Annotated in this window: 14 protein-coding genes; 10 read left to right on the forward strand and 4 right to left on the reverse strand. The window is 34.6% G+C overall.

The window, feature by feature from the left end; translation table 11 throughout:
* Positions 1-34: 34 nt before the first annotated feature.
* From GX311_09295 to GX311_09310, 4 genes are all read right to left on the reverse strand, one after another.
* A complete protein-coding gene (locus tag GX311_09295) occupies positions 35-2,656 on the reverse strand; it encodes a hypothetical protein (protein NLK16575.1) in 2,622 nt (873 codons plus the stop codon).
* Between the two features lie 103 nt (positions 2,657-2,759).
* Positions 2,760-6,689: a SpoIIE family protein phosphatase gene (locus tag GX311_09300; protein ID NLK16576.1), complete on the reverse strand. Its 3,930-nt coding sequence runs from the start codon at positions 6,687-6,689 to the stop codon at positions 2,760-2,762.
* 194 nt (positions 6,690-6,883) lie between these two features.
* Entirely contained in the window at positions 6,884-10,429 is a 3,546-nt protein-coding gene (locus GX311_09305; GenBank protein ID NLK16577.1) for a SpoIIE family protein phosphatase, read from the reverse strand.
* 185 nt (positions 10,430-10,614) lie between these two features.
* The gene (locus tag GX311_09310; protein ID NLK16578.1) at positions 10,615-11,754 is read right to left on the reverse strand and encodes an endonuclease/exonuclease/phosphatase family protein; all 1,140 of its coding nucleotides are present in this window, start codon (positions 11,752-11,754) and stop codon (positions 10,615-10,617) included.
* 242 nt (positions 11,755-11,996) lie between these two features.
* Here GX311_09310 and GX311_09315 point away from each other — a divergent pair, with 242 nt between their 5' ends.
* The 10 genes from GX311_09315 (at position 11,997) to GX311_09360 (ending at position 23,150) form a co-directional block, all read left to right on the forward strand.
* Positions 11,997-13,190 (forward strand): saccharopine dehydrogenase family protein, encoded by a 1,194-nt coding sequence (locus GX311_09315; protein NLK16579.1) that lies wholly within the window; start codon positions 11,997-11,999, stop codon positions 13,188-13,190.
* Positions 13,191-13,329: 139 nt separating this feature from the next.
* The gene (nspC, locus tag GX311_09320; protein NLK16580.1) at positions 13,330-14,472 is read left to right on the forward strand and encodes a carboxynorspermidine decarboxylase; all 1,143 of its coding nucleotides are present in this window, start codon (positions 13,330-13,332) and stop codon (positions 14,470-14,472) included.
* Positions 14,473-14,592: 120 nt separating this feature from the next.
* Positions 14,593-14,940, forward strand: a complete 348-nt coding sequence (locus GX311_09325; GenBank protein NLK16581.1) for a translation initiation factor — start codon at positions 14,593-14,595, stop codon at positions 14,938-14,940.
* Between the two features lie 47 nt (positions 14,941-14,987).
* Positions 14,988-16,028, forward strand: a complete 1,041-nt coding sequence (locus tag GX311_09330; GenBank protein NLK16582.1) for an isoaspartyl peptidase/L-asparaginase — start codon at positions 14,988-14,990, stop codon at positions 16,026-16,028.
* A gap of 110 nt (positions 16,029-16,138) precedes the next feature.
* The gene (locus GX311_09335) at positions 16,139-18,799 is read left to right on the forward strand and encodes a PAS domain S-box protein (GenBank protein NLK16583.1); all 2,661 of its coding nucleotides are present in this window, start codon (positions 16,139-16,141) and stop codon (positions 18,797-18,799) included.
* A 36-nt stretch (positions 18,800-18,835) separates the two neighbouring features.
* Positions 18,836-19,357 (forward strand): NAD(P)H-dependent dehydrogenase/reductase, encoded by a 522-nt coding sequence (locus GX311_09340; GenBank protein ID NLK16584.1) that lies wholly within the window; start codon positions 18,836-18,838, stop codon positions 19,355-19,357.
* A 71-nt stretch (positions 19,358-19,428) separates the two neighbouring features.
* Complete coding sequence (locus GX311_09345; GenBank protein ID NLK16585.1) at positions 19,429-19,896, forward strand: HIT domain-containing protein; 468 nt, start codon at positions 19,429-19,431, stop codon at positions 19,894-19,896.
* A gap of 17 nt (positions 19,897-19,913) precedes the next feature.
* Positions 19,914-21,053 carry an ABC transporter substrate-binding protein gene (locus GX311_09350; GenBank protein ID NLK16586.1) on the forward strand — a complete coding sequence of 380 codons (1,140 nt, stop codon included), beginning with the start codon at positions 19,914-19,916 and terminating at the stop codon, positions 21,051-21,053.
* Positions 21,054-21,208: 155 nt separating this feature from the next.
* Positions 21,209-22,129 carry a hypothetical protein gene (locus GX311_09355; protein NLK16587.1) on the forward strand — a complete coding sequence of 307 codons (921 nt, stop codon included), beginning with the start codon at positions 21,209-21,211 and terminating at the stop codon, positions 22,127-22,129.
* Positions 22,130-22,136: 7 nt separating this feature from the next.
* Entirely contained in the window at positions 22,137-23,150 is a 1,014-nt protein-coding gene (locus GX311_09360) for a S41 family peptidase (protein ID NLK16588.1), read from the forward strand.
* Positions 23,151-23,354 lie beyond the last annotated feature (204 nt).

Raw genomic sequence — 23,354 nt, forward strand, 5'->3', positions numbered from 1 at the left:
TACTTTTACCTTTTACCTTGCACCTTTTAACTCTCTATTGTAGAACGTCTTTAGTAATATCCATTCTGATTTTAGTATGGTCACTATCGTAATCGACAATCATATCACCGGTTTTCATTATTTTAAGACTGTTCAGATTGTACCAAATAATTGATTTTCCGATGTTTATACCGTTCATAACATCTATTTGATGATTTCCTGAACTAAACGATGATACTTTAAATTTAGCATTATTGTTTATTCTTAATGTTTTAAAGTTGGCATCAGTGTTTGAGTCGGTCCTAATAGTTATTATACCTTGTGAGTTACGGATAAATTGTACTACACCTAGACTTTCATATACTACAGGTGAAGTCTTTTTGAAATTGGGGTTATATTGGTCAATAGTTTTTTGTACCTCTGTTCCGTGTAGGGCTATTGCGCTGTTATTTATAAGTTTAAGTGCTGCAAACAGACCAGCAACTGCTGGATGGAAATTATCAGCCAATAGTTTAGAGTTTTCGGCAAGAATCATCTCTGACGCAGAGAAATCGGCTCCTGCATCGTAAGAAACTTTTGTTGTTATTAGCTCTGCTGTCATATAGTTTGCTCCGGTTAGGATAGGAGAGCCATTTTCGGCAATTTGCAGTCCAAAGCTCTGATACTCTTCCATTTGGTTAAATACGGTAAGTGGTTGTACTTTGCCTTTAGTGTCTAATTGAGCAACAAACATAAACGGTTCGGTAAGTCCAGTCTCTTCTATTCCTATTTGAGTAACCCACTCAACCTTTCCGTATGGTGTAAATCGTGCAACTGCTACGTCGCCAGTGTTTTTGGCTTTCAGAAACTTATAATCTAAGTTAAAACTTTCGTTAAATGAGCATGCAACATAAATATCGCCCTCGTTGCCTATTTGAATTGAGTATCCCGATTCATTTCCTCGATGTCCATATCTACGAACCCAATCTAACTCATTTTTAGGATTATAGCGTGCGACAAACATATCGCGACTATCTTCAAAGCTTTTGAATTCGCGTTCATCAAATTTTGCTGTACCTGCAATGTAGCCGGTTATATAAATGTTTCCCTCTTTGTCGGTAACGGCATCTTTTCCATTACCACCTCTGAAACAGCCGTTTTGCATAGCCATTTGCCAAATTTGTTGTTCTCTGTCAATCGTGTTGAACTGTGAGCGTAATTCAATCATTTCAGCTTTTTGGCTGGCGTATTGAGGCATTACCATTCCAATAGGGGCATTAACAAATGTAGGATCACATATTATAAACTTATCGCTGCCACGCATAAAATAATCTCCCGAAACATTTTCGTTGAATTTAACAGCTGTTGCCATGTGTCCGTTATAAGCCATTCCAACTACTTCTAAGTTCAGAAACTCGCGTACTAAATATGCAAACAGTACAGCACGGTCTTCACAGTCGGAGTATGGATAGTGGAAAAGTTCCTCGGAAAAAAAGAATTTTTCGCGTTTGAACTGTTCTGCATCGGTTTTGTATTCAAAGGCTGTTTGAACAAATTTGATTAATAATGCTGCAGCTTCCTCTTCACTTAGGTCTTTTACTAAAGGCTTGATATATTGTGCCAAACTCATTTTAGTTGCCGATGAGACCGTTGCATCGAAATATACCCGGATATCGCAAACAGGATAATCGTTATAAAAATTGATAAGGTTTTTGTTATACTCTATTTTCATGCTGTGAGTTTTACCTGCATGAGTAAATTTAAGCTCACGTAAACCATTGTTTTCCTTTAAGTTAAGTGGCGAACGTAAATCTAAATTAAATATTTGTCGTGCTTCGGGAAAGTCCTTGTCGTAGGTGTTAACTGACGTTGCTTTACCGTTCATTAAATAGAACCTGATATTATCGACCATAAAAGAAGGCTTTTCGTATATCTCATGGGCTGAGGGGATTAATAGATATAAATCAGATTCATTGTAGCCAATTTTAGCTTTATAGCCCAATTTCATCAACAAAAACCATTGTAGGAAAACGGCATTGTTTGCATCTTTTGTAATTTTTTCAGTTGTCTGTTTTGTTAACAGATAGAGTGCGTAATCGTTTAAGTTAAGTTCTGTTTTTGCTTCAAGTAAACTGTTAACAACCACAGAATAAGGTGTTTCTGAAAGTTTTGCAAAATGATCTGAAATTGCTTGTTCGTTAATTGATTTAGAAACTGAAGAGGCAATCAAATCGTTAGGATACTTGATATTTAAAGGAGTTCCGTAAAAATCAAATTTTGCTGTGCTTGTTTTTATACCATCGGGTATTTTCTTTTGTAGTGGGGGAGTAACAACCTGTTTAATTTCCTCAACTTCGACATTTGATACTGCCTCTACTTTTTGCGACTTAGTTTTGTCTGCTTTAGAGATATCAATAGAGGGTTTTGTTTTTGGCTTCGGACCTATTTCAGGCTGTTTTTTAGAGAATGTTTCAAATTCGATAAATTTCTTTTTCAAGTACTCTGTCCATTGTTTATCGAGTTCGGCGAGTTTACGGTCCATCTCATCGGCGTATTTTTTAAGTGCCTCATCTTGTTTTTTGGCATAATCTTCAAATTGTTTGTCGCGCATTTTAACATAGTCTTCAAATGTTTGCGCTATGCCTAAAGTGCTTATTGCAAGCACTAACGTAATTGATGTTATCAGTTTTCGTATCATGGTTATTAAATTTTTCTGCAATTTACACTCTATTTTTTGATTTTTATTCTCAATTTGTCTGTTTAGCATATTGTTAACAAATTTAGGTGATTGGTGAAAATTGTTAATTGTTCGTAATTCGTAATTGTTCATTGTTTATTGCTAATTGCTTGCCGGTTATTTCGATTCCGAAAACAAGTATATCGTCAATTTGCTCATGGTTTCCCATCCATTCTTCTAATGTTTTGATTAAATGTGTTTTTTGTTCTTGCATCGAAAGGTCTCGTGTTTCTAAAAGCATCTCCTTAAATCTTTTAGACATAAATTTTCTCCCGTCTTCTCCGCCGAATTGATCAACATACCCATCGCTGTACATATATAAACGGTCACCAATTTGCAATTGAATGTCTTGATATGAAAACTTTTCGTCTTTCTTGATATGATACCCTATCGGCATTTTGTCAGCTTTATATTCAAGAATTTCGTCGTTTCTTATTATTACCAATGGATTATATGCCCCTGAAAAGCGAGCAGTTAGAGTAGAGTGATTAATGGCGCACATGGAGATATCCATTCCGTCTTTTGAACCGCCCTGTTCGCCTGTTTGTTTAAGTGAGTCTATTATATTGGTACGTAGGCGATTAAGTATTTCGTTTGTCTCAGACAGTCTCTCTTTGTTTACTAATTCGTTCAAAAATGATATTCCTAACATGCTCATAAATGCACCTGGAACGCCGTGACCTGTGCAATCGGCTGCTACTGCTATTGTCAGATCGTTGTCGTTAGTTATCCAAAAGAAATCGCCGCTAACAATATCTCGTGGCAACCACAGAACAAAGTGAGATGGTAGAATATTCTGCATATGCTCTTCTGATGGTAATAGTGCTGTCTGTATTCGGCTTGCATAGTGGATACTGTCGGTTATCTCTTTATGTTGCATGGCAATTTTGTCGCTCTGCTTTTGAATTTCTTCCTTTTGCATCATTATTTCATGAGTGCGTTCTGTAACTTTTTCTTCAAGAATGCGCTTTTCTTCAACAAGTTTTCGTTCTCTGATTTTTATATATGTAAATATTGCCGCAACAGCAATAACGATGTATGTTATATAGGCGACTGTTGTTCGCCACCAAGGAGGCGTTATTTCTATGATTATGGATTGTCCTTCAGTGTTCCATAAACCGTCGTTATTTGAGCCTTGTACGGTAAATTTGTAAACTCCTGGTGGAATACCTGTGAATATTGCTCTGCGATTGTTTGCATCGGTATAAATCCATTCGTCATTAAGGTTTTCCATTCGATAACGGTACTTGTTTTGGGTTGGTTGTGTAAAATCAAGCGCAGAAAACCCGATTGTTAAGAAGTTTTGATTGTACTTCAGTTTAAGGAACTTCTTGTCCCACAACATGCTATCAGTTTCAATATCTTTGCCAAACAGCAGTAGTTCGTTTATAACCACGTTAGGAACAAATGGGTTGATACTGTCCGGGACAAATGTCATTATTCCATCTGTTGTTTGCAGTATGGCGATATTGCTCTGCTTGTCGCTTCTTGCAATTTTGTTACCGGGGAAACCAAGACTTATGAAGTCGCCATCACGAAAATAATTTTGTATCTCTTCTGTTCTTAAATCCATGAATGACAAACCCTTATATGTGGTTAACCATATATTGTTTTGTTTGTCGGCTACTATCCCGGTTATTAGGTTATCAACCAACCCATCTTGTGTAGTGTAAAAGTCGTAATATTTGTCGGTTAGTGTATCTGTTTTTAAATCTAAAATACTTCTATAATTGGGGATTTTTAGTAATCCGTTGTTTGAGCATATTAGCATTGTGCTGTCGATAAAGATTATTTTGCCGTTGCCAATATCTTCGGATATATCAATGGTAGTTTCAAATAGTTGTCCGTTTTTGGATATACTTACTAATTGAGGGAACACTACAAACCACAGGCAACTGTCGCTGTCTAACGCTAAGTTTCCTTCAGATGATGTTGTGCCTATATTGAATTCCGGTATTTCGTACAACGTTTTTATTTTCAAATCGTTGGTTGATAGTGAGTAGATTTCCAATTCGGTTCTAACAGCTAGGCTTGATTTTCCTATCCAAATAACATCTTTTACAAAACCTTTATTAATATCGTAGCTATTCTCGTGAATTTTGGGGTGATTTACCTCGTTTATTATGTTCAGGTTGTTGTCGAAAAAAATCATTTTTTCGATTGTGGCAGCCCATAATCCTTCGTCAGTTGGTAGCAGACTTATAACACTATTTTCATTGCCAAATTGCAAATTGGCTACTTGGTTTATTTTTAACAAATTACCGGCTTTGTCCATTTTGCCAATTTTGTTTCCAGTTGCAAAAAAACATGTTTCATTATCGACAATTATCAGGTCATTAAAATCGTAAATATATTCGCCTGTTTGTTGTTCATATTTGAATATTGACTTCGGTAACTCCAATTGTTCGACCTTGTTATTCTTTATTACTGTCCATTCACCTTGTTGTGTCAGTAAAAATATATTGCCATGATTGTCGGTCGCCATTGGTTGTGTTGTAAATCTCTCATTGTCAATGTTTATAACATTGAATTTTGATTTGCGGTACCTATTCAAACCTTTGTCTGTCCCTATCCAAATATTGTGTGAATGGTCTTCGAAAATATTCCAGATTTTATCGCTGTAAAGTCGGTTTTCGATGGTTGAATTCATGTGTACTACTCCATGTTGTAAGTTGCTGTTACAAAGGTCAATAAAGAAGAGTCCATTGGTTGTTCCTACCCACAAATTGTTTTCGAAATCGGACATAATGCATATTGCCATATCGACCGACTGCAGGTTGACTTGTTGTACTTCGTCTCTGTTTTTTAAAAACACTCTATTTTGTACGACGTAAACATACTTATTGTCAGGTGTTTCTAATACCGGAATCGTTATGTAGTTACGAATGTCGGTAGGAACATTTACAGTTTCAATTATTTGGAATCGTTTAGTTTCTGGGTTGTATTCCTGAATAGCTTTGTCAGTTGATATTAATGGATATCCTGACTGGTTAACAGCGAGCTGATAAATAATTGTTCCGAAAATTCCGTTTTGCTGTGTATATGGCTCATTTAAAAGCTTTTCTGCTTCTGTGTAATTAGGCATTGGCGTTAAAGTTATGCCATATTCGGGCATGTTTTGTGCTAAAGCTGTAATATCGAAAGTGTTAGCATCGTCATTTTTATAGGTTAGCTGGTAAGTTCCTCGACTTAAAAAAATCATATCAAGTTGGCTATAGTAAAGTGACTCACGGCTAGTGTTGCATTTGCTGTATTGTGGTGTCCAAATAATTTTCGACCCTTTTTTTACTGTTCCGTAGTCGAATAGATTAAATCTATTTCCTTCGCCTGCTGTTGATACAATATAATGTCCGTCTGCTTCGATAGTGAATGTTATTGAGGTGTCAAGATCTGTTTTATTGATATTTGGAGTTAACTTTAATGCTTTTTCCGAATTCTGCCGTAATAGCTCAATTATCCTGGGGTTAATTTGATTTGTTTGGCAAATAAATGTGTCAACCGCCATTCTCTGAGGATTAAACTTGTAAAGCTGTTGCTCGTGTGGACCAATCCAGTAGTTGTTTTCAATATCTTGCACTACTTGTGTGTTATGACTGAATCTGTTTTGTAAAATAGTATCGAAACGGTTGCTTATTTTTTGATTTTCGAATAGATATAATTTATCGAAATGTCTTAGCCATAGCATTTTATTGCGATCGTAGTAGCTAAATGTGATATCGTTAAAAGGGAGGGAATATTGTGTGCGTTTGCTTTTTCTAAAGTAAGTAAAAGAGTATCCGTCGTAGCGGCTAAGACCATTACGTGAGGCAAACCATATAAAACCTGTGCTGTCTTGCTCAATTCCAGTGATAAAGCCAAGCGAACGTCCGCTTTCATTGGTTATTTGGTCAAACTGTATGTTTTGGGTAATATTTTGTGCGTATAAGTTGTTGACAATTAAAAAAACATTGAAAACAATTACTATAAATGAAAAATTTGTATAGATATTCCGCATTAACAGTCAGATTTTATCGATTTTAATATGGTAAATTTATGTTGTTTTTTCGACTGTGCAAAATTTTGTAATACTTATTATATTGGGATTAATGTTTCTTAAAAAGTTTTTTGTGAGTACCCTCCAAATATTTGAAATTATTTAAGTACTACAACAACTATAATACTAATTGTTTTTATATCGTGTGCAGTACATTAATTACAATGTTCTATTACTTCGTTTAGTATACTGTTGTCAATTTTTTCTGATGCAAATTTGCCGGTTATTTCAATTCCGAAAACAAGAATGTCGTCAACCTGTTCGCGGCTTCCCATCCAAGTTTTTAAGGTTTTTGTTAAATGTTTCTTTTGTTCGAGCATTGTAAGGTTTTGTATTTCTGAAAGCATATCTTTTAATCTTCTTGATGTAAATCTTCGATCGTTTTTTCCTCCGAATTGGTCGATGTATCCATCGCTGTACATGTACAGACGGTCACCGAGTTTTAGTTGGATTTCTTGATATGTAAATGTTTCGTTTTTCCTTATATGATATCCTATCGGCATACTGTCAGCTTTGTATTCAAGTATTTCGCCGTCTCTTATAATTATCAGCGGTTGATATGCTCCAGAGTAGTGGGCGGTTAGCGTGGTGTGATTTATGGCGCATATTGAGATATTCATTCCGTCTTTTGTGCCATAATCTTCGCCTGTTTGTTTAAGCGAGCGTATTATGTTGGTACGCAAACGATTAAGTATTTCATCAGTTTCAAACAATCCTTCTTTATTAATTAATTCATTTAAAAAGGCTATTCCAAGCATGCTCATAAATGCCCCAGGAACACCATGACCTGTACAATCGGCTGCAACAGCTATTGTTAGATTGTTCTCATTGGTAATCCAGAAGAAATCGCCGCTTACAATATCACGTGGCAACCATAGTACAAAATGAGAAGGGAAAACATCTTGTATATGTTCTTCCGATGGCAAAAGTGCTGTCTGTATTCGTCGGGCGTAGTGAATACTGTCTGTAATGCGTTTGTGTTGCTTGGCTATTCTGTCACTCTGTTTTTGAATTTTTTCATTTTGCATCATTATTTCATAAGTGCGCTCGTTCACTTTTTCTTCCAGAATGCGTTTCTCAGCAATAAATTTTTGTTCTCTGATTTTCATAAATGCAAATACTCCAACAATGGCAATAACAATATATGATATGTAGGCTACGGTTGTTCGCCACCAAGGAGGTGTTATTTGTATGATTATGGTTTGTCCCTTTGTGTTCCATAAGCCGTCATTATTAGAGCCTTGTACAGTAAATCTGTAAACCCCTGATGGAAGTCCTACAAATATTGCTTTACGATTGTTGGCATCTGTGTAAATCCACTCGTCATTAAGGTTTTCCATTCGGTAACGGTACTTGTTTCTTACTGGTTGTGTATAATCAAGCGCAGAAAAACCAATTGTTAAAGAGTTTTGATTATACTTTAGTTTTATATACTTTTTGTTCCACAGCATACTATCCGTTTCAAACTCTTTCCCGAACAGTAATAGTTCGTTTATAACCACATTAGGAGTAAATGGGTTAATGCTGTCGGGAATAAATGTCATTATTCCGTTGGTTGTCTGCAGTATGGCGGTTTTGCTATGCCTGTCACTTCTTGTTACTTTGTTGCCAGGGAAGCCAAGACTTTGGTCGCCATCTCGAAAGTAATTTTGTATTTCGCCTGTGCTTAAATCTATATGTGATAGACCTTTAAATGTTGTTACCCATATTCTGTTTTGTTTCCCAGCTATTATTCCGGTTACTAAGTTATCAGCTAATCCTTCCTGAATGGTGTAAAAGTCGTAGTATTCGCTTGTTATTATCTCTGGTTTTGAATTTAAAATTTTGCAGTAATCGGAAATTTTTAAAAGTCCGTTGTTTGAGTATATCAGCATTGTGCTGTCAACAAAGATTATTTTAGCGTTAACAATATCTTCAGGTATTTCAATAGTGGTTTCAAGTAGCTCTCCTTTTTTAGTTATGCATATCAACTGCGGAAACACTACAAACCACAGACAACCGTTGGTGTCAAGTGCCAAGTTACCTTCAGATAATGTTGAGCCTCTACTGAATTGTGGTATTTCGTATAATATGTTTGTTTTTAGATCGTTAGTTGACAATGAGTAGATTTCCGTTGCGGTTCTAATGGTTAACGTGGTATTACCTGTCCAAATAACATCTTTTACAAAATCTTTTGCCATTTCGTAGCTATCATCACGAGTTTCGGGATGGTTTACCTGATTTATAATATTGAGATTATGGTCGAACAATATCATTTTTTCTGTTGTGGCTGCCCAAATCCCTTTGTTTGTTGGAATTATTCTTATTACAATGTTTTCGTCACCCGTTTTTGCGCAATATAGTTCTCTTATTCTGAACAGATTACCAGATTTATCCATTTTGCCAATTTTGTTATCGACTGCAAAATAGCATATTTGGTTATCTAGCATAATTAGGTCATTAAAGTCGTATGAATATTTGTCAGTTTGTTGTTCATACTTGAATATTGATTTTGGTAATTCTGAATGTTCAACTTTGTATTTATTTACCACTGTCCATTTGCCTTGATGTGTCAGTAAAAATATATTGCCATGATTGTCGGTCGCCATTGGTTGTGTTGTAAATCGCTCATTGTCAATGTTTATAATATTGAATTTTGATTTGCGGTACCGATTCAACCCTTTGTCTGTCCCTATCCAAATATTGTGTGAATGGTCTTCGAAAATATTCCAGATTTTATCGCTATATAGTTGGTTTTCGGGTGTTGAGTTAATATGTATCACACCTTGTTGTATGTTGCTGTTAGATAAGTCAATAATAAAAAGACCATTGGTTGTTCCTATCCACAAATTTTTTTCATAATCTGACATAACACACATAACCTTATCAACTGATTGTAGATTAATTTGATATGTATTTTTACTGTTTTTTAAAAATAACTTGTCTTGTATAGCATAGACGTACGTATTATCAGGTGTTTCTAAAACAGGTATTATTATGTAGTTACGCATGCTGTCAGGAACTTCAATTTTTTCAATTATTTGAAACCCTTTTGTTTTGGGGTTATATTCCTGAATAGCTTTGTTGGTAGATATTAGCGGAAATCCAGACTGGCTAATAGATATCTGATAAATTATTGTTCCGTATATCTCTTTTTTTGAGTTCTGTTTTAGTTGTGCCGATGTATTTGGTTTAATTTGGTTTGTTTGACACATAAAAGTATCAACCTCCATATTAATTGGATTAAACTTGTACAGCAACTGTTCGTGTGGACCTATCCAGTAGTTGTTTTCAATATCTTGTACTACCTGTGTATTATGTCTAAATCTGTTTTGTAAAATAGTGTCAAGACGATTGCTTATTTTTTGATTTTCAAATAGATATAGCTCATCAACATGTTTCAACCACAACATTTTGTTACGGTCGTAGTAGATAGATGTAACGTTATTGAAAGGGAGTGAATGTTTCGAATGCTTACCTTGCTTGAAGTATGTATAAGAGTAGCCATCGTATCGGATTAGTCCGTTGCGTGTAGCAAACCACAGAAAACCTGTGCTGTCCTGCTCAATTCCTGTGATAAAACCAAGCGACCTTCCATTTTCATTGGTAATTTGGTCGAACTTAATATTTTCAATAATTCCCTGAGCATGTAAATTATTGGTTGTAAAGGATATGTTGAGCAGAGCAGTCGTCAATAAAAATTTTATGAGAGTATTTCGCATTTAACGATTAAATTTTATTGATTTAGATGTGACAAAATTATGTCCTTTTTTTAGTCCTGACAAGGTGTTACAAAAACTTAATGTATGCTTGTTTTACAAGTTTTGTGTTCCCTGTATATACAATTGTATAATAAATTTTAGTTAACAACTTAACACAGATTATTGTACACCCATTGTTTTGTCTATTATTTTCGAAATAGCCCAACAGTTTTTTCATTTACAACTCCAAACTGATAGTTATTTCGTATCAATAAAATTTCGTTTTCAATATTCGGTGCTTTTTCTCGTATCCCCTTGTATATCAATCTTCCGCTTATGTTATAAACTTCAATGTCAATCAATTCTCCTAGGTTATTTTCGGTTTTATTCATAATTGCCATTTCACCCACTTCAACAGTAATCTTCATAATTACAGGCAAATGATCACTTGAGTAGTATAAAGCATAGGTAACGCTATCAGGTAATTCTTCTGACAGAGGCTCATTAATTAAACTCATGTTTAGTCGCTGTCCGTCATTACCTAAAGCCATGTAACTATTTTCGATATATTTTACCCTGTTCATACCATTTAAAATATCCTCTGTTACAAATATAAAGTCAAACCTGTCATCAAGCCCTCCAGTTGCTCCACCACCGAAAGAAATTGTTCTTGTGCTTTGTGTGTGGATTGAAGCAAACGTAGGATTATCATGCCAGTTTCCCAAACTGTTTATCGGATCAAAAAATTTAATCGCACTACTGTCAATTAGGTAAACACAGGCAGGTTCAGTTTCGTAATTATAAAAATTAAGGTCACCGCCATAAAACACATTTCTTTTTACTGCTAACCGTTCAAGATAATTCGTAAACTGTTTTGTTTCAAAGTAACGCTTAATAGCGTTTGTTATTCCAGAGCTACCTTTCAAGTGTGCACAATAAAAGTCCATGAATACAGTATCGGTATCTGTATTCTTGTGGTAAAGTAGATATCTGTTAATCAGCCTCAAATCAGTAGGTATACTATCTTCTAATGCAAGCACCAATTTGTCAGTATTATAAAACAGCATATTGTCCTTGTCTGGACCATTGGTAAACCTCGCTTTAGCATAGTTGCAAATGCCTGACTCATTAATAGCGTTTAGCATTGCGATAGAGGCTGTATCGCTTACTACTTCGTTCAATAGAATAACGTCTGGCTTTGAATAACCAATTATAGTTCTATAATATGGCAGTTTGTCGATATGATAGTTTAGGATATTATAGTACATAACTGTCAATGTATCCACACCTGCAAAACTACACTTCGCTGCAGTCAATATAAAAAATAAAATAAATATTTGTCTCATAAAGTTAAAGCAATTGGTAAACCTATTAGCCATTTTTAAGTATATCATCAAATTTAGTGCAAAAAATCATTTTTTTAAGTCCATGATACTTTAACTGTCTTTTGAAATTTAAAAAGTTTAGAACATAGCCCATAAATAGCGTAATTTTTTGTATTTTTGTGTGCTTATCAATCAAAAAAGTATAAATCCTGTTCCCATGATAGGCGGGAGCTTAAGTTTCACAAACTAAACTCAATTAAAAAATGTCAAAAGTTTTAATTATCGGAGCAGGCGGCGTAGGCAGTGTTGTCGTGCAGAAGTGCGCTCAAGTACCACATGTCTTTACTGATATTATGCTTGCTAGCCGTACAAAGTCAAAGTGTGATGCCATAGCGGCACGGGTGGGAGGTAATCGTGTTAAAACAGCACAAGTCGATGCTGACAATGTGCCTGAATTGGTGCAGTTAATCAAATCGTTTAAACCAGAAATGGTTATTAATGTTGCACTTCCGTATCAAGATTTAACAATAATGGATGCTTGTTTAGAAACAGGCGTACATTATTTAGATACAGCTAATTATGAACCTAAAGACGAAGCCAAGTTTGAATATAAATGGCAATGGGCATACTTTGATCGATTCAAAGAGAAAGGCTTAACAGCTATTTTAGGATGTGGTTTTGACCCGGGTGTTACAAGTATCTACACAGCTTATGCAGCAAAACATCATTTCGATGAAATGCACTATTTAGATATAGTTGACTGCAATGCTGGAGACCACGGAAAAGCTTTCGCAACCAATTTTAATCCTGAAATCAATATCCGTGAAGTAACACAAAAAGGAAGATATTGGGAAAATGGAAAATGGATTGAAACCAAACCTCACGAAATTAAGAAAGCATTGAACTATCCAAATATTGGACCTAAAAACTCGTATGTTATTTATCATGAGGAGCTTGAGTCGTTAGTTAAAAACTTTCCTACACTAAAACGTGCACGTTTTTGGATGACTTTCGGTGATGAGTATTTAACCCACCTACGAGTTATTCAAAACATTGGTATGGCAAGTATTGAACCTATAATGTACAAAGGTGTAGAGATTATTCCATTACAGTTTTTAAAAGAGGTATTACCTAACCCGGGAGATCTAGGAGAAAACTATACAGGCGAAACCTCAATTGGTTGTCGTATTCGTGGAATAAAAGACGGAAAAGAGAAGACTTATTACATTTGGAACAATTGCAAACATCAAGATGCTTATAATGAGACCGGAACGCAAGGTGTTTCTTATACAACTGGAGTTCCCGCAATGCTAGGTGCAAAAATGTTGTTAACAGGAAAATGGAAAAAACCAGGAGTCTTTAATGTTGAAGAGTTTGATCCAGATCCTTTTATGAATTTAATTGGTAAATACGGTTTACCTTGGGAAGAGGAAATAAACGGAGATATCGAGTTATAATAACCTCAATAAATATTACTGATAAAGAGACGCAACAAAAAGCGTCTCTTTTAGCTTAGTACTTGAATATTTATAGCAAATAAAACAAACACGGTGACTGTATAAACTTTTAACTTTCACCTTTTACCTTTTAACTTATATGAATATTGAACAAATACCCTCACCTTGTTTTGTACTCGATGAAAAATTATTACGCTCAAATCTCGAGTTAATTCGCTATGTGCAAGAGCAGTCAGGTGCCGAAATAATACTCGCCTTTAAAGGATTTGCAATGTGGAGTGCATTTCCGATTGTCAGAGAATATATTAAAGGTGCAACTGCAAGTTCGCTTTATGAAGCACGTTTGTGTTTCGAGGAGATGAAAACCCTGGCACATGTTTATGCTCCTGCATATTTTCATGATGAATTTGAAGAGTTGATGAACTACAGTAGTCACATTGTTTTCAACTCTTTATCACAGTTAAGACGGTTCGGCAATTTGATTAATACAGCTAAACATCACATATCTTGTGGATTACGCGTAAACCCTGAAAAAAGTGATGTGGAAACGGAACTATATAACCCAAGTTCTCCTAAATCACGACTTGGAATTTTAAGTGAAAATTTGCCGGATGTTTTGCCAGATATGGTTGAAGGACTACATTTTCACGTTTTATGTGAATCGACATCTCAAGCCTTAGAAGAGGTTATAGAATCATTTGAAAAGCTCTTTGGAAAATATATACCCAAATTAAAATGGGTTAATTTTGGAGGAGGACACTTAATGACTCGCAAAGGATATGATATTGAGCATCTTATAAGAATTATAAAAAGCTTTAAACAAAAACATAACGTCAATGTAATTCTCGAACCCGGAAGTGCATTTGCGTGGGATACAGGTGTTTTAGTATCAAAAGTGCAAGATATTGTTCAAAGCCGAGGTGTACAAACAGCTATTTTAGATGTTTCGTTCACTGCACATATGCCAGACACGCTTGAAATGCCATACAAACCACGCGTAAGAGGAGCTAAAGAACCCGACAACAACAGTAACCCGAAATACAAATATCGTTTAGGTGGAGTTAGTTGTTTAGCAGGTGATTTTATGGAAGAATACGATTTTGGAAAAGAGCTGAAAGTTGGCGACACTATAGTTTTAGAGGATATGATTCACTATACAATGGTCAAAACAAATATGTTTAACGGTGTTAAACACCCTTCCATTGCCATTTGGAAAGCCAACGAAACGTTGCAAATGGTAAGAGAGTTTAATTATAACGACTTTAAATCAAGACTCTCGTGAGTCAATTAACAATTAACAATGAATAATTACCAAACATTAATTAATTTATTATCAGAAAGTTACATTCGGCTTGCACGTTGTTCCTTACATCTTATGCCTTTTCCCTTGCACCTTTCATTAATGTCATCTGACTGGAAAGATAAATTGGGAGGCATTGTCTATTCAACAAACCCCGATTTTAAAATTGATAGAGAACAAGAGCCTGAAGAAGAGACCCTTAATCCTCAAAATCAAGATTTGCGTGTATCGCTTGACAGAAAACAACGTGGTGGTAAAAAAGTTACACTTATTACAGGTTTTATCGGCACAAAAGCTGATTTAGAGAAACTTGGAAAGAAGTTAAAATCAAAATGTGGAGTAGGAGGCACTGTAAAAGAAGGTAATATTATTATTCAAGGTGATTTTGTCAATAAAATTATTGAGCTTTTAAAAGCAGATGGATACAAGGTAAAACGTTCAGGAGGTTAATGTAGAGACGTCGTATTATGGTGTCTCTCATAAATATGCATGAAATAATGAGCAAAATAAAACCATACTTATATATTTTACTACTTTTTTTGATACCGATGGTGTTTTTCCATTTTTTTAGAAATACCAATGGTGATAGAAAAGAGAGAGTTACAGAAGCAGTCGAAGAGACCTCATTTAAAAAACAGAAAGAGGTTCCCCCGTCATTAGTCATTCACGGAGGAGCTGGAACAGCAGATCCAGGGATGATGAGCGACTCCTTAAAAATAGCGTATAAAAGTGCTATGTTTGAAGTTTTGGAGATTGGTAAAGCTATGTTGTTAAATGGTGATTCTGCACATCATGTTGTCATTAAGGTTATTTCTATGATGGAGGATAATCATCTCTTTAACGCTGGGCGAGGAGCAGCACTCACAAACGAAGGTACAGTCACGCTTGATGCATCTATAATGACTGGTTGGGACAAAAAAGCAGGCGCTGTTGCTTGTGTCGAGAATATTAAGAATCCGATTTATGCAGCCTATTGCGTTTTAAACAACTCTTCGCATGTGATGCTTGTCGGTAAAGGAGCAGATGAGTTTGCTAAACAACAAGGACTTGAGATTGTTCCAAACTCATATTTTATTACCGCAAACGCAAAAGCAAGACTTAAAAAAGCCTTAGAAAACGACAAGTCAGGAACAGTTGGTTGTGTTGTACGCGACAAATACGGTAACTTAGCGGCAGGTACAAGTACTGGCGGAATGAGTAATAAAAAATATGGACGGGTAGGAGACTCTTCAATTATCGGTGCTGGCACGTGGGCAGATAATGATGTTTGTGCAGTTTCATGTACAGGTTGGGGCGAGTTTTTTATAAGAAGTGTTGTGGCACACGAAGTCGCAAGTTTAATAAAATATAAAGAGTATTCGTTGAGCAAATCATTACACGAAGTTGTTTGCAATCAGATAGATAAACTAGGAGGTATCGGAGCAATTATAGCCATTGATAAAGATGGAGAAATTGCCATCGAGGGCAATACCACAACAATATTTCATGCATGGTTTGATAAAAATGGAAGACAAAATGTAGCTTTATCAAAAAAATAGCTGTAACTTGATTGCGAATTTTAAATATACAGATAATAGCAGATATCTTTTAATTAACTTGATTACAAGTTTACTATAAGAGATAGTTTTTTACAATAAAAATAAACAGAATGAGAATTACAAAAAAACAAAGTGTTAATATCGATAGTATAGGAGTTCCTATTCTGTTGTTGACATTTGATAAAAGTTTTAAAAAACCAACTTATTATATTAAGAAAGCTAATATTAAAGCGTACAACTTTTTTGGATTCGATAAAGACACAAATCAAAGCCTTAATAATCATGTGTCTGATATTTACATAAATAAATTGGCCAATATAATCAATTCAGGAAAAGAAGAAGTAGTACAGTTTTACAATTTTAAAAACCAAACAGCAACTGATGCAATTGTAAAAGCTGTATCATTAGACAATAAGGATCTATACCTACTCACATTAGTACCAATTAATAATTCAAATATAGATATTGAAATATCACAGTTGGTAAAAGAAATGCTTGATGTGTTTCCCGTAGGTATAACTGTTTATCAAAATCAAAAAATAGTTCAAATAAATAAAGAGATGGAAAACCTGACAGGTTTTTCAACTCAAAAGTTGAAAGAATACAATACTCCTGCATTTTATACATGCCCAGATTACAGAAGAATGGTTGAGACAGTTTACGAAAAGATTAATTCACAAACTGAGCCATTTGAGTTTTGGATTATATCTGAAGGGGGTGAAAGAAAGTACGTAAAAAACACCTTTTATAAATTAGCAAATAATAATAATATAATAGTCAGTCTGTTATTTGATTTTACAGAGCAAAAAAACACACAAATAGAACTCGAAAAACGTAACGAAGAGATTAAAACCTTAGCCAGTAATACAACCGCTTTTATTTTCAGATTTAATCGTGAGTTTGTTTGTACTAACGCAAACTATGGTGTAGAGCTAATAACAGGAATTTCTCCATCTGAAATGGTAGGCAAAAACATCGAAGAAATTGGTTTTAATAAAGATACTTTATCACTACTGAAAAAATATTTTATAGAGTCGTTTTCGGAACGTAAAAAGCGTAATATAGAGTATAGATTTGATTCCATAAGAGGAGAAAGAATTATTGAGGCCGTTTTGGTTCCAGAAACAGCACCTAATTCAAATACAGTGCATTCAGTTTTGTTTATTAACAGAGATGTAACCGCACATCGAAATATGGTTGATAAAATAACCCAAAATGAAAAACACTACAGACTATTAGCCAATAATTCTACAGATGTTATCTGGACAATGGATCTAAAAAGAGATATTTTGTACGTCAGTTCGGCTGTTGAAACAGTTTTAGGGTATAAACCAGAAGAGATGAGTACTGCAGTATTTGAATCTTCATTTACAAAAGAATCCTTGGAAGAGTTGCAAATGGTTGTAAATGACATAATTAAGCACATAAAACTTGGAAAACACGAAAAAATACGAAAAGATTATAGAATTGAAACACTACAGTATCGTAAAGACCGAACACTTAGACACATTGAAATCAACCTAAATGCTCAAACCGATGAATACGGAAGACATATTGGAATTATTGGTACATCAAGAGATATAACTATACGTAAAGAGGCTGAATTAGAGTTAATTGCAACGCGTGAGAAAGCACTTGAAGCAGATAGGTTGAAAACTGCTTTTCTCGCTAATATGAGTCACGAAATCAGAACACCAATGAATGGTATTTTAGGGTTTATTGATCTTCTTTCTGATGATGACTTAAGTACAGAAAAACGCTCTGAGTATCTTGAACTTATAAATATAAATGCAGGCCAATTATTACGACTTATTGATGATATTATCGATATATCGAGAATTGAAGCAGGACAGTTAACAATCAAAAACCATAGTACCGATATCATACAGCTGTTAAAGGATACTGTGAAAACACATAAAGAAAAGCTGAAATTCATAAATAAAGAGAACGTAGAAATAATATTTGAACCTCAAGATGAGGAACTAATAATTGATGTAGATCCTGTAAGATTTACACAAATAGTTTCAAACCTGATTGAAAATAGCGCAAAATTTACTGAAAAAGGAAATATTACTCTTAGTTACGTTAAGAGAGACCATGAAATAGAGTTTTGTATAGCCGATACTGGTATAGGATTAACTAAAGAAAATATTGATTATATATTCGATAGGTTTCGCCAAGTTGATGAACATGATTCAGCTAAATTTGGAGGTGCTGGGTTAGGACTTTCCATTGTAAAAAATTTGGTTGAATTGATGAAAGGAACAATATGGGCAAAATCTAATGATGATAAAGGAGCTTCCTTCTATTTTACGTTACCAATTAAGAGCAATGTAGTTACAGTAGAGGTCCCATCTATCAGTCAAATAGCTCAAGATACCACTGGTGAAACTGTTACAAAAAATATATTGGTTGTTGAAGATGAGGAAATGAATTATATTTTGATAAGAGAGACACTTAAAAATGAACCATATAAACTATTTTGGGCACAAGATGGAATTGATGCTATTGAGTTCGCAAAAAAGGAAAAAATAGACTTAATTTTAATGGACATCAGATTGCCAAGAATGAATGGATATGAGGCAGCAAAAATAATCAAAGCTACTCACCCGCACATATCAATAATAGCTCAAACAGCCTATTCAAACTATAACGATGTTGTAACTGCCCTTGAGTCCGGTTGCGATGATTTTATTGTTAAGCCCCTTAAACCTAAAAAACTGAAATCTATGATTAAGAAATATTTGCGCGACAAAACTCATGAAAATTGATAAGGTTTATTGTAATAAAATGAAAATTAATAATATATGGAGTTTGGTAAAGTTTTAAATTACAGAAAAAGCATACGTTCTTTTACAAATGAACAACTAACAGATACACAAATATTAGAACTAAAAAACTCTGTTTTTAAAGCTCCATCAGCTAAAGCAATTTATCCGTGGAAGCTATATTTTGTGACCAATGAAGAGAAAATTGATAAGTTGTCGAAGTTTAAAAGCAGTTCCGGGTTTATCAAGCAAGCGCCACTTCATGTTGTGGTAACAGCTGACACAAATCTCTCTGATATGTGGGTAGAAGACTGTTCAATTGTTGCTACATATTTATTACTCAAAGCTGTAGATTTAGGACTAGGTGCCTGTTGGCTTCAAGTAAGAAACCGACCACATAACGATAAAATAAGTGCGCAACAATATATTTCCAATCTTTTAGATTTGCCCGAATCATTGGGTATTGAGTGTGTTATTGCAATCGGATATCCAAAATCTGAACCTTCTCCACATGATGTACATTACACCGAAAGGAATGATAAATTTGTGGACATAAAATAAAACAGCAAAACCATTGAAATTAGAAATTCAAAATCTGTGTAAATCCGTTTAATCAGTATGCTCTGTATTCTATGATTGATTGCCCATTTTGTCGGTTAGCTTCATCTGGCGCGTATTTTTACGAAAACAGATACTTTTTCGCCACTTACAATATCTCTCCAATACTGCCAGGGCACTCACTTGTAATCCCGAAACGCCACGTTGTACGCCTTGCGAACTTGTCGGAAATAGAAACGCAAGAAGTAATGCCATTTGTAATTAAAGTAAACAGAATATTATCAGAACTGTTTAATACACAAGATTTTGACATAAGTATTCAAGATGGAACGGCAGCCGGACAAACAATAATGCACTTGCATATACATGTAATCCCAAGAATATCAGGCGATTTACCCAATGCAGGCGATTGGTACGATTTACTGTACAATGACGATAAAAGCGTTATTGATAGTGCATTGCGTCCAAAATTATCAGAAGAGAAATTAAACGATATCACTTCAAAATTAAGAAGAGTTTCACAAAAAATATTTAACGATTAATCTTAATCCATATAAAAATGAAAAAGAGATTTAACAGTGCAATAATTCTATTAATAGCCTTAATATTAGCTTCTTGTGGTGGCAATCAACAAAACTTTAACATTCAACAATCAACCGATAATAAATATGCGCAAGGGTTTGAAATTATTACTGAAACAGACGGGTACACTATAAAACTACTATCCCCGTGGATGGACAACTATTCAACAACATTCACTTACAGACTTACAACTAACGATACTGCCCAGCATTCAAATACAATGGAAAATCAGGTTGTTCCTATACCGGTAAAGCGAGTCGCAATAATGTCAACTACGCATTTAGCTATGATTGCAGCTTTGAATGAGACACATTCTGTTGTTGGAATATCGGAGAGTAGATATGTTTACGATTCGCTTTTTTGGAAAATTTATGAACAGAATGGCATTTCAGATATTGGCTACGAAAACTCAATTGATGTAGAAAAGATATTGGAACTCAAGCCGGATGCTATTTTCGTTTACGGATTATCGCAAGGTATTTCACAAACTTTCCATAGAATTGTAAAAATGGGAGTGCCCGTTGTGTTCGTTTCCGAGTTTAACGAAACTACGCCATTAGCAAAACTTGAGTGGCTGCGATTTATGGGATGTTTTTACGACAAATTAGATATCGCCGATAGCATTATCAGCTACAAAGTAGAGACATATAACCAATATAAAGAAATTGCAAGTCAAGTAAAAACGAGACCAACTGTATTAACAGGGTTGCCTTGGAAAGATATATGGAATATTTCGGGAGGCAACACATTTACAGCTGCGCTTATATCAGATGCAGGAGGCGAGTATATCTATTCGCATCTTAATCAGAAGGTTAATTACCAATTGGGAATTGAGGAGGTTTTTTTACACGCAGGAAACGCCGATTTTTGGATAAATACAGGAATTGCAAACAGCTTGTCTGACATTTCAATGACAGATAAGAGATTTGTTGAGTTTAAAGCATTTGCTAACAAAAAGGTATTTAACAACAATAAAAGACAAAACAGCATAGGGGGTAACGACTATTTAGAATCAGGAATTGTTAGCCCCGAAATAATACTTAAAGATTTAATCTCAATCCTACATCCAGAACTGATTGAAGAACACGAATTGTACTATTACAAACAATTAGAATAATCAGTTAATATATTGAAAATCAAATGATTGTCTTGTTGTTTATATTTACACTTACATTTACACTTACATTCATAATACTTAACATATATTTAACAACAATTTAATTGTTACTCTAAAAAAAACACTCACTTTTGCACAAAACAAAAACAACTAATATGTTAAAAACAAAATTTTTAAAACTAATATTGATAACTAGTTTTATTATTACACACTCCACAATTTACTCAAAACCAATGTTTCTGAGTGATAATGTTGAAAGCGACAGCACTGTAAAACAATTTCAAATACTATCCAAAACTTATAATTCATCTTCTGGACTTGGTTATTTGAATTTTCGTGATTTTGCGACATCTCCACTATTTTACAGAGGGGCTATGTTTAATTTTTCCGGTGGTCAGACATTTGTTTTTTCCAAAATTGAGTTAGACTATAAACTGGGCTTTAATATTTATGGTGCAGATGCAAAAATTCCAAAAAGTTCATTAATTAACCCCAATGCATTCTCTATGGGTATGGGATTAGATGTAGAATTTTCAACTCTCTATCAACACTCAAAATTAATTTTTAATAAACATAGAGTGCAAATAGGAGGAGTAGGGGTGTTTACATCAAACTTTCGTTACAATCCATTTTTAGGTAATAACGGATTAGCTGCAGACAATTTGATAAATTTAATGGTATCGGGGCGTGTTGTGCGCGATATATCAAGAACCGCGGATAAAACCATTAATCTATATCTTTTTAAGATAAACCTTAAACCCATGAAACGCGATTTGATATTTCAAGCCGATGTGGGAGTACTAAACATTAACCATCGCCCGGGATATGCCTATTCGTATGAAGCTGAGGTGATAGGAACAGAAACAGATCCTGTAAAATGGTTTTTTAATGATTACAAATGGTCTGTAAATGGCTGGCGTTTAAGAACACACCTGATATATAAAACCTACAATAAAAAAGGTCGTGCACAAAGCATTGCCTATGTATGGGAAGCCTTTAATGCTAAGGGAAAAATAGAGCCTTTTCAAATGGCTACACATTCAATTCGTTTTACAAGATATTTAGATTTAAATTAATATAACTATGCGAAAATTATTAATAATCCTCATTGTTGCTATTGTTTCACAGTCGTGCGAAAAAATATTGTTCGAACCTGATTTAGCATCAACAAATCCGTATGACAATTTCGATTATTTGTGGGATGAAGCTGACAGAAAGTATTCATACTTCGAACTTAAAAACATCGATTGGAACGAAATTAAAACTACATATAGGGCTAAGCTGTTTCCAGGTATGTCAGAAGACTCACTGTTTAACGTTCTTAAAGCTATGCTGTTTGAACTGCGTGACGACCATACAAATCTGATATCGCCATTTAATATTGCAATCTATTATGTTGAACTACAGAGTCCCCCAAACTTTTTTGCAAGAACCATTCAAGATTATTATCTGAAAGAGAATGTATATTATACGGGAGCTTTTACTCATGCTTTTTTGGCAAATAATAGAGTAGGCTATATAAGATATAGCTCATTTATGGACTCATTTTCAGATGAACAGTTAGATTTTATTTTAAATAGATATAAAGACACAGACGGCTTGATCTTGGATATGCGAATGAATGGCGGTGGCAGCTTATTTATAGTTCCACAAATATTAGGTCGCTTTGTTGAGACAAATACTACTGTATGTTATTTTATTACCCGTAATGGAAGAAATCACAACGACTTTAGCGATCGAGAATCATTTGTAATAACGCCACACGATGGTATAAGATATAAAAAGCCAGTTATGGTTTTAATTGACCGCGGATCTTATAGCGCAACCACACATTTCGCACTTGCAACCAAAGCACTCTCTAATATAGTTTTGGTTGGAGATACCACAGGCGGAGGCGGAGGGCTACCTAACGGAGGTCAACTTCCAAATGGTTGGACTTACCGTTTTAGCATAGGACAAGCACTTGATTTAGAGGGAAATAATTATGCCGAAGATGGAGTGCCACCTGATATAGTAGCACAATTTGACTGGAGCGATCTTACCAAAGACGAAATTATCGACAGAGCGATAGACGAGATTCTAACAGTTAAAAAATAGTTGATTGAAAATCAAAATATTGTAGAGGCGGAGAGTGTTCTGCCTCTTTTTATTTATGTCAAAATAAATTTAACATATCGGTATTACATGAATATTCGAGAGATAACATAAAATAATTCTACAAAAAATCAACAAAATATCAAATAGAGTAAAAACTATGCCCTAACTTCGCTATATTTGCAACGATAATTTAAACAAAAACTA

The sequence above is a fragment of the Bacteroidales bacterium genome (genome assembly GCA_012519055.1).
Taxonomy (GTDB): Bacteria; Bacteroidota; Bacteroidia; order Bacteroidales; family Salinivirgaceae; genus JAAYQU01.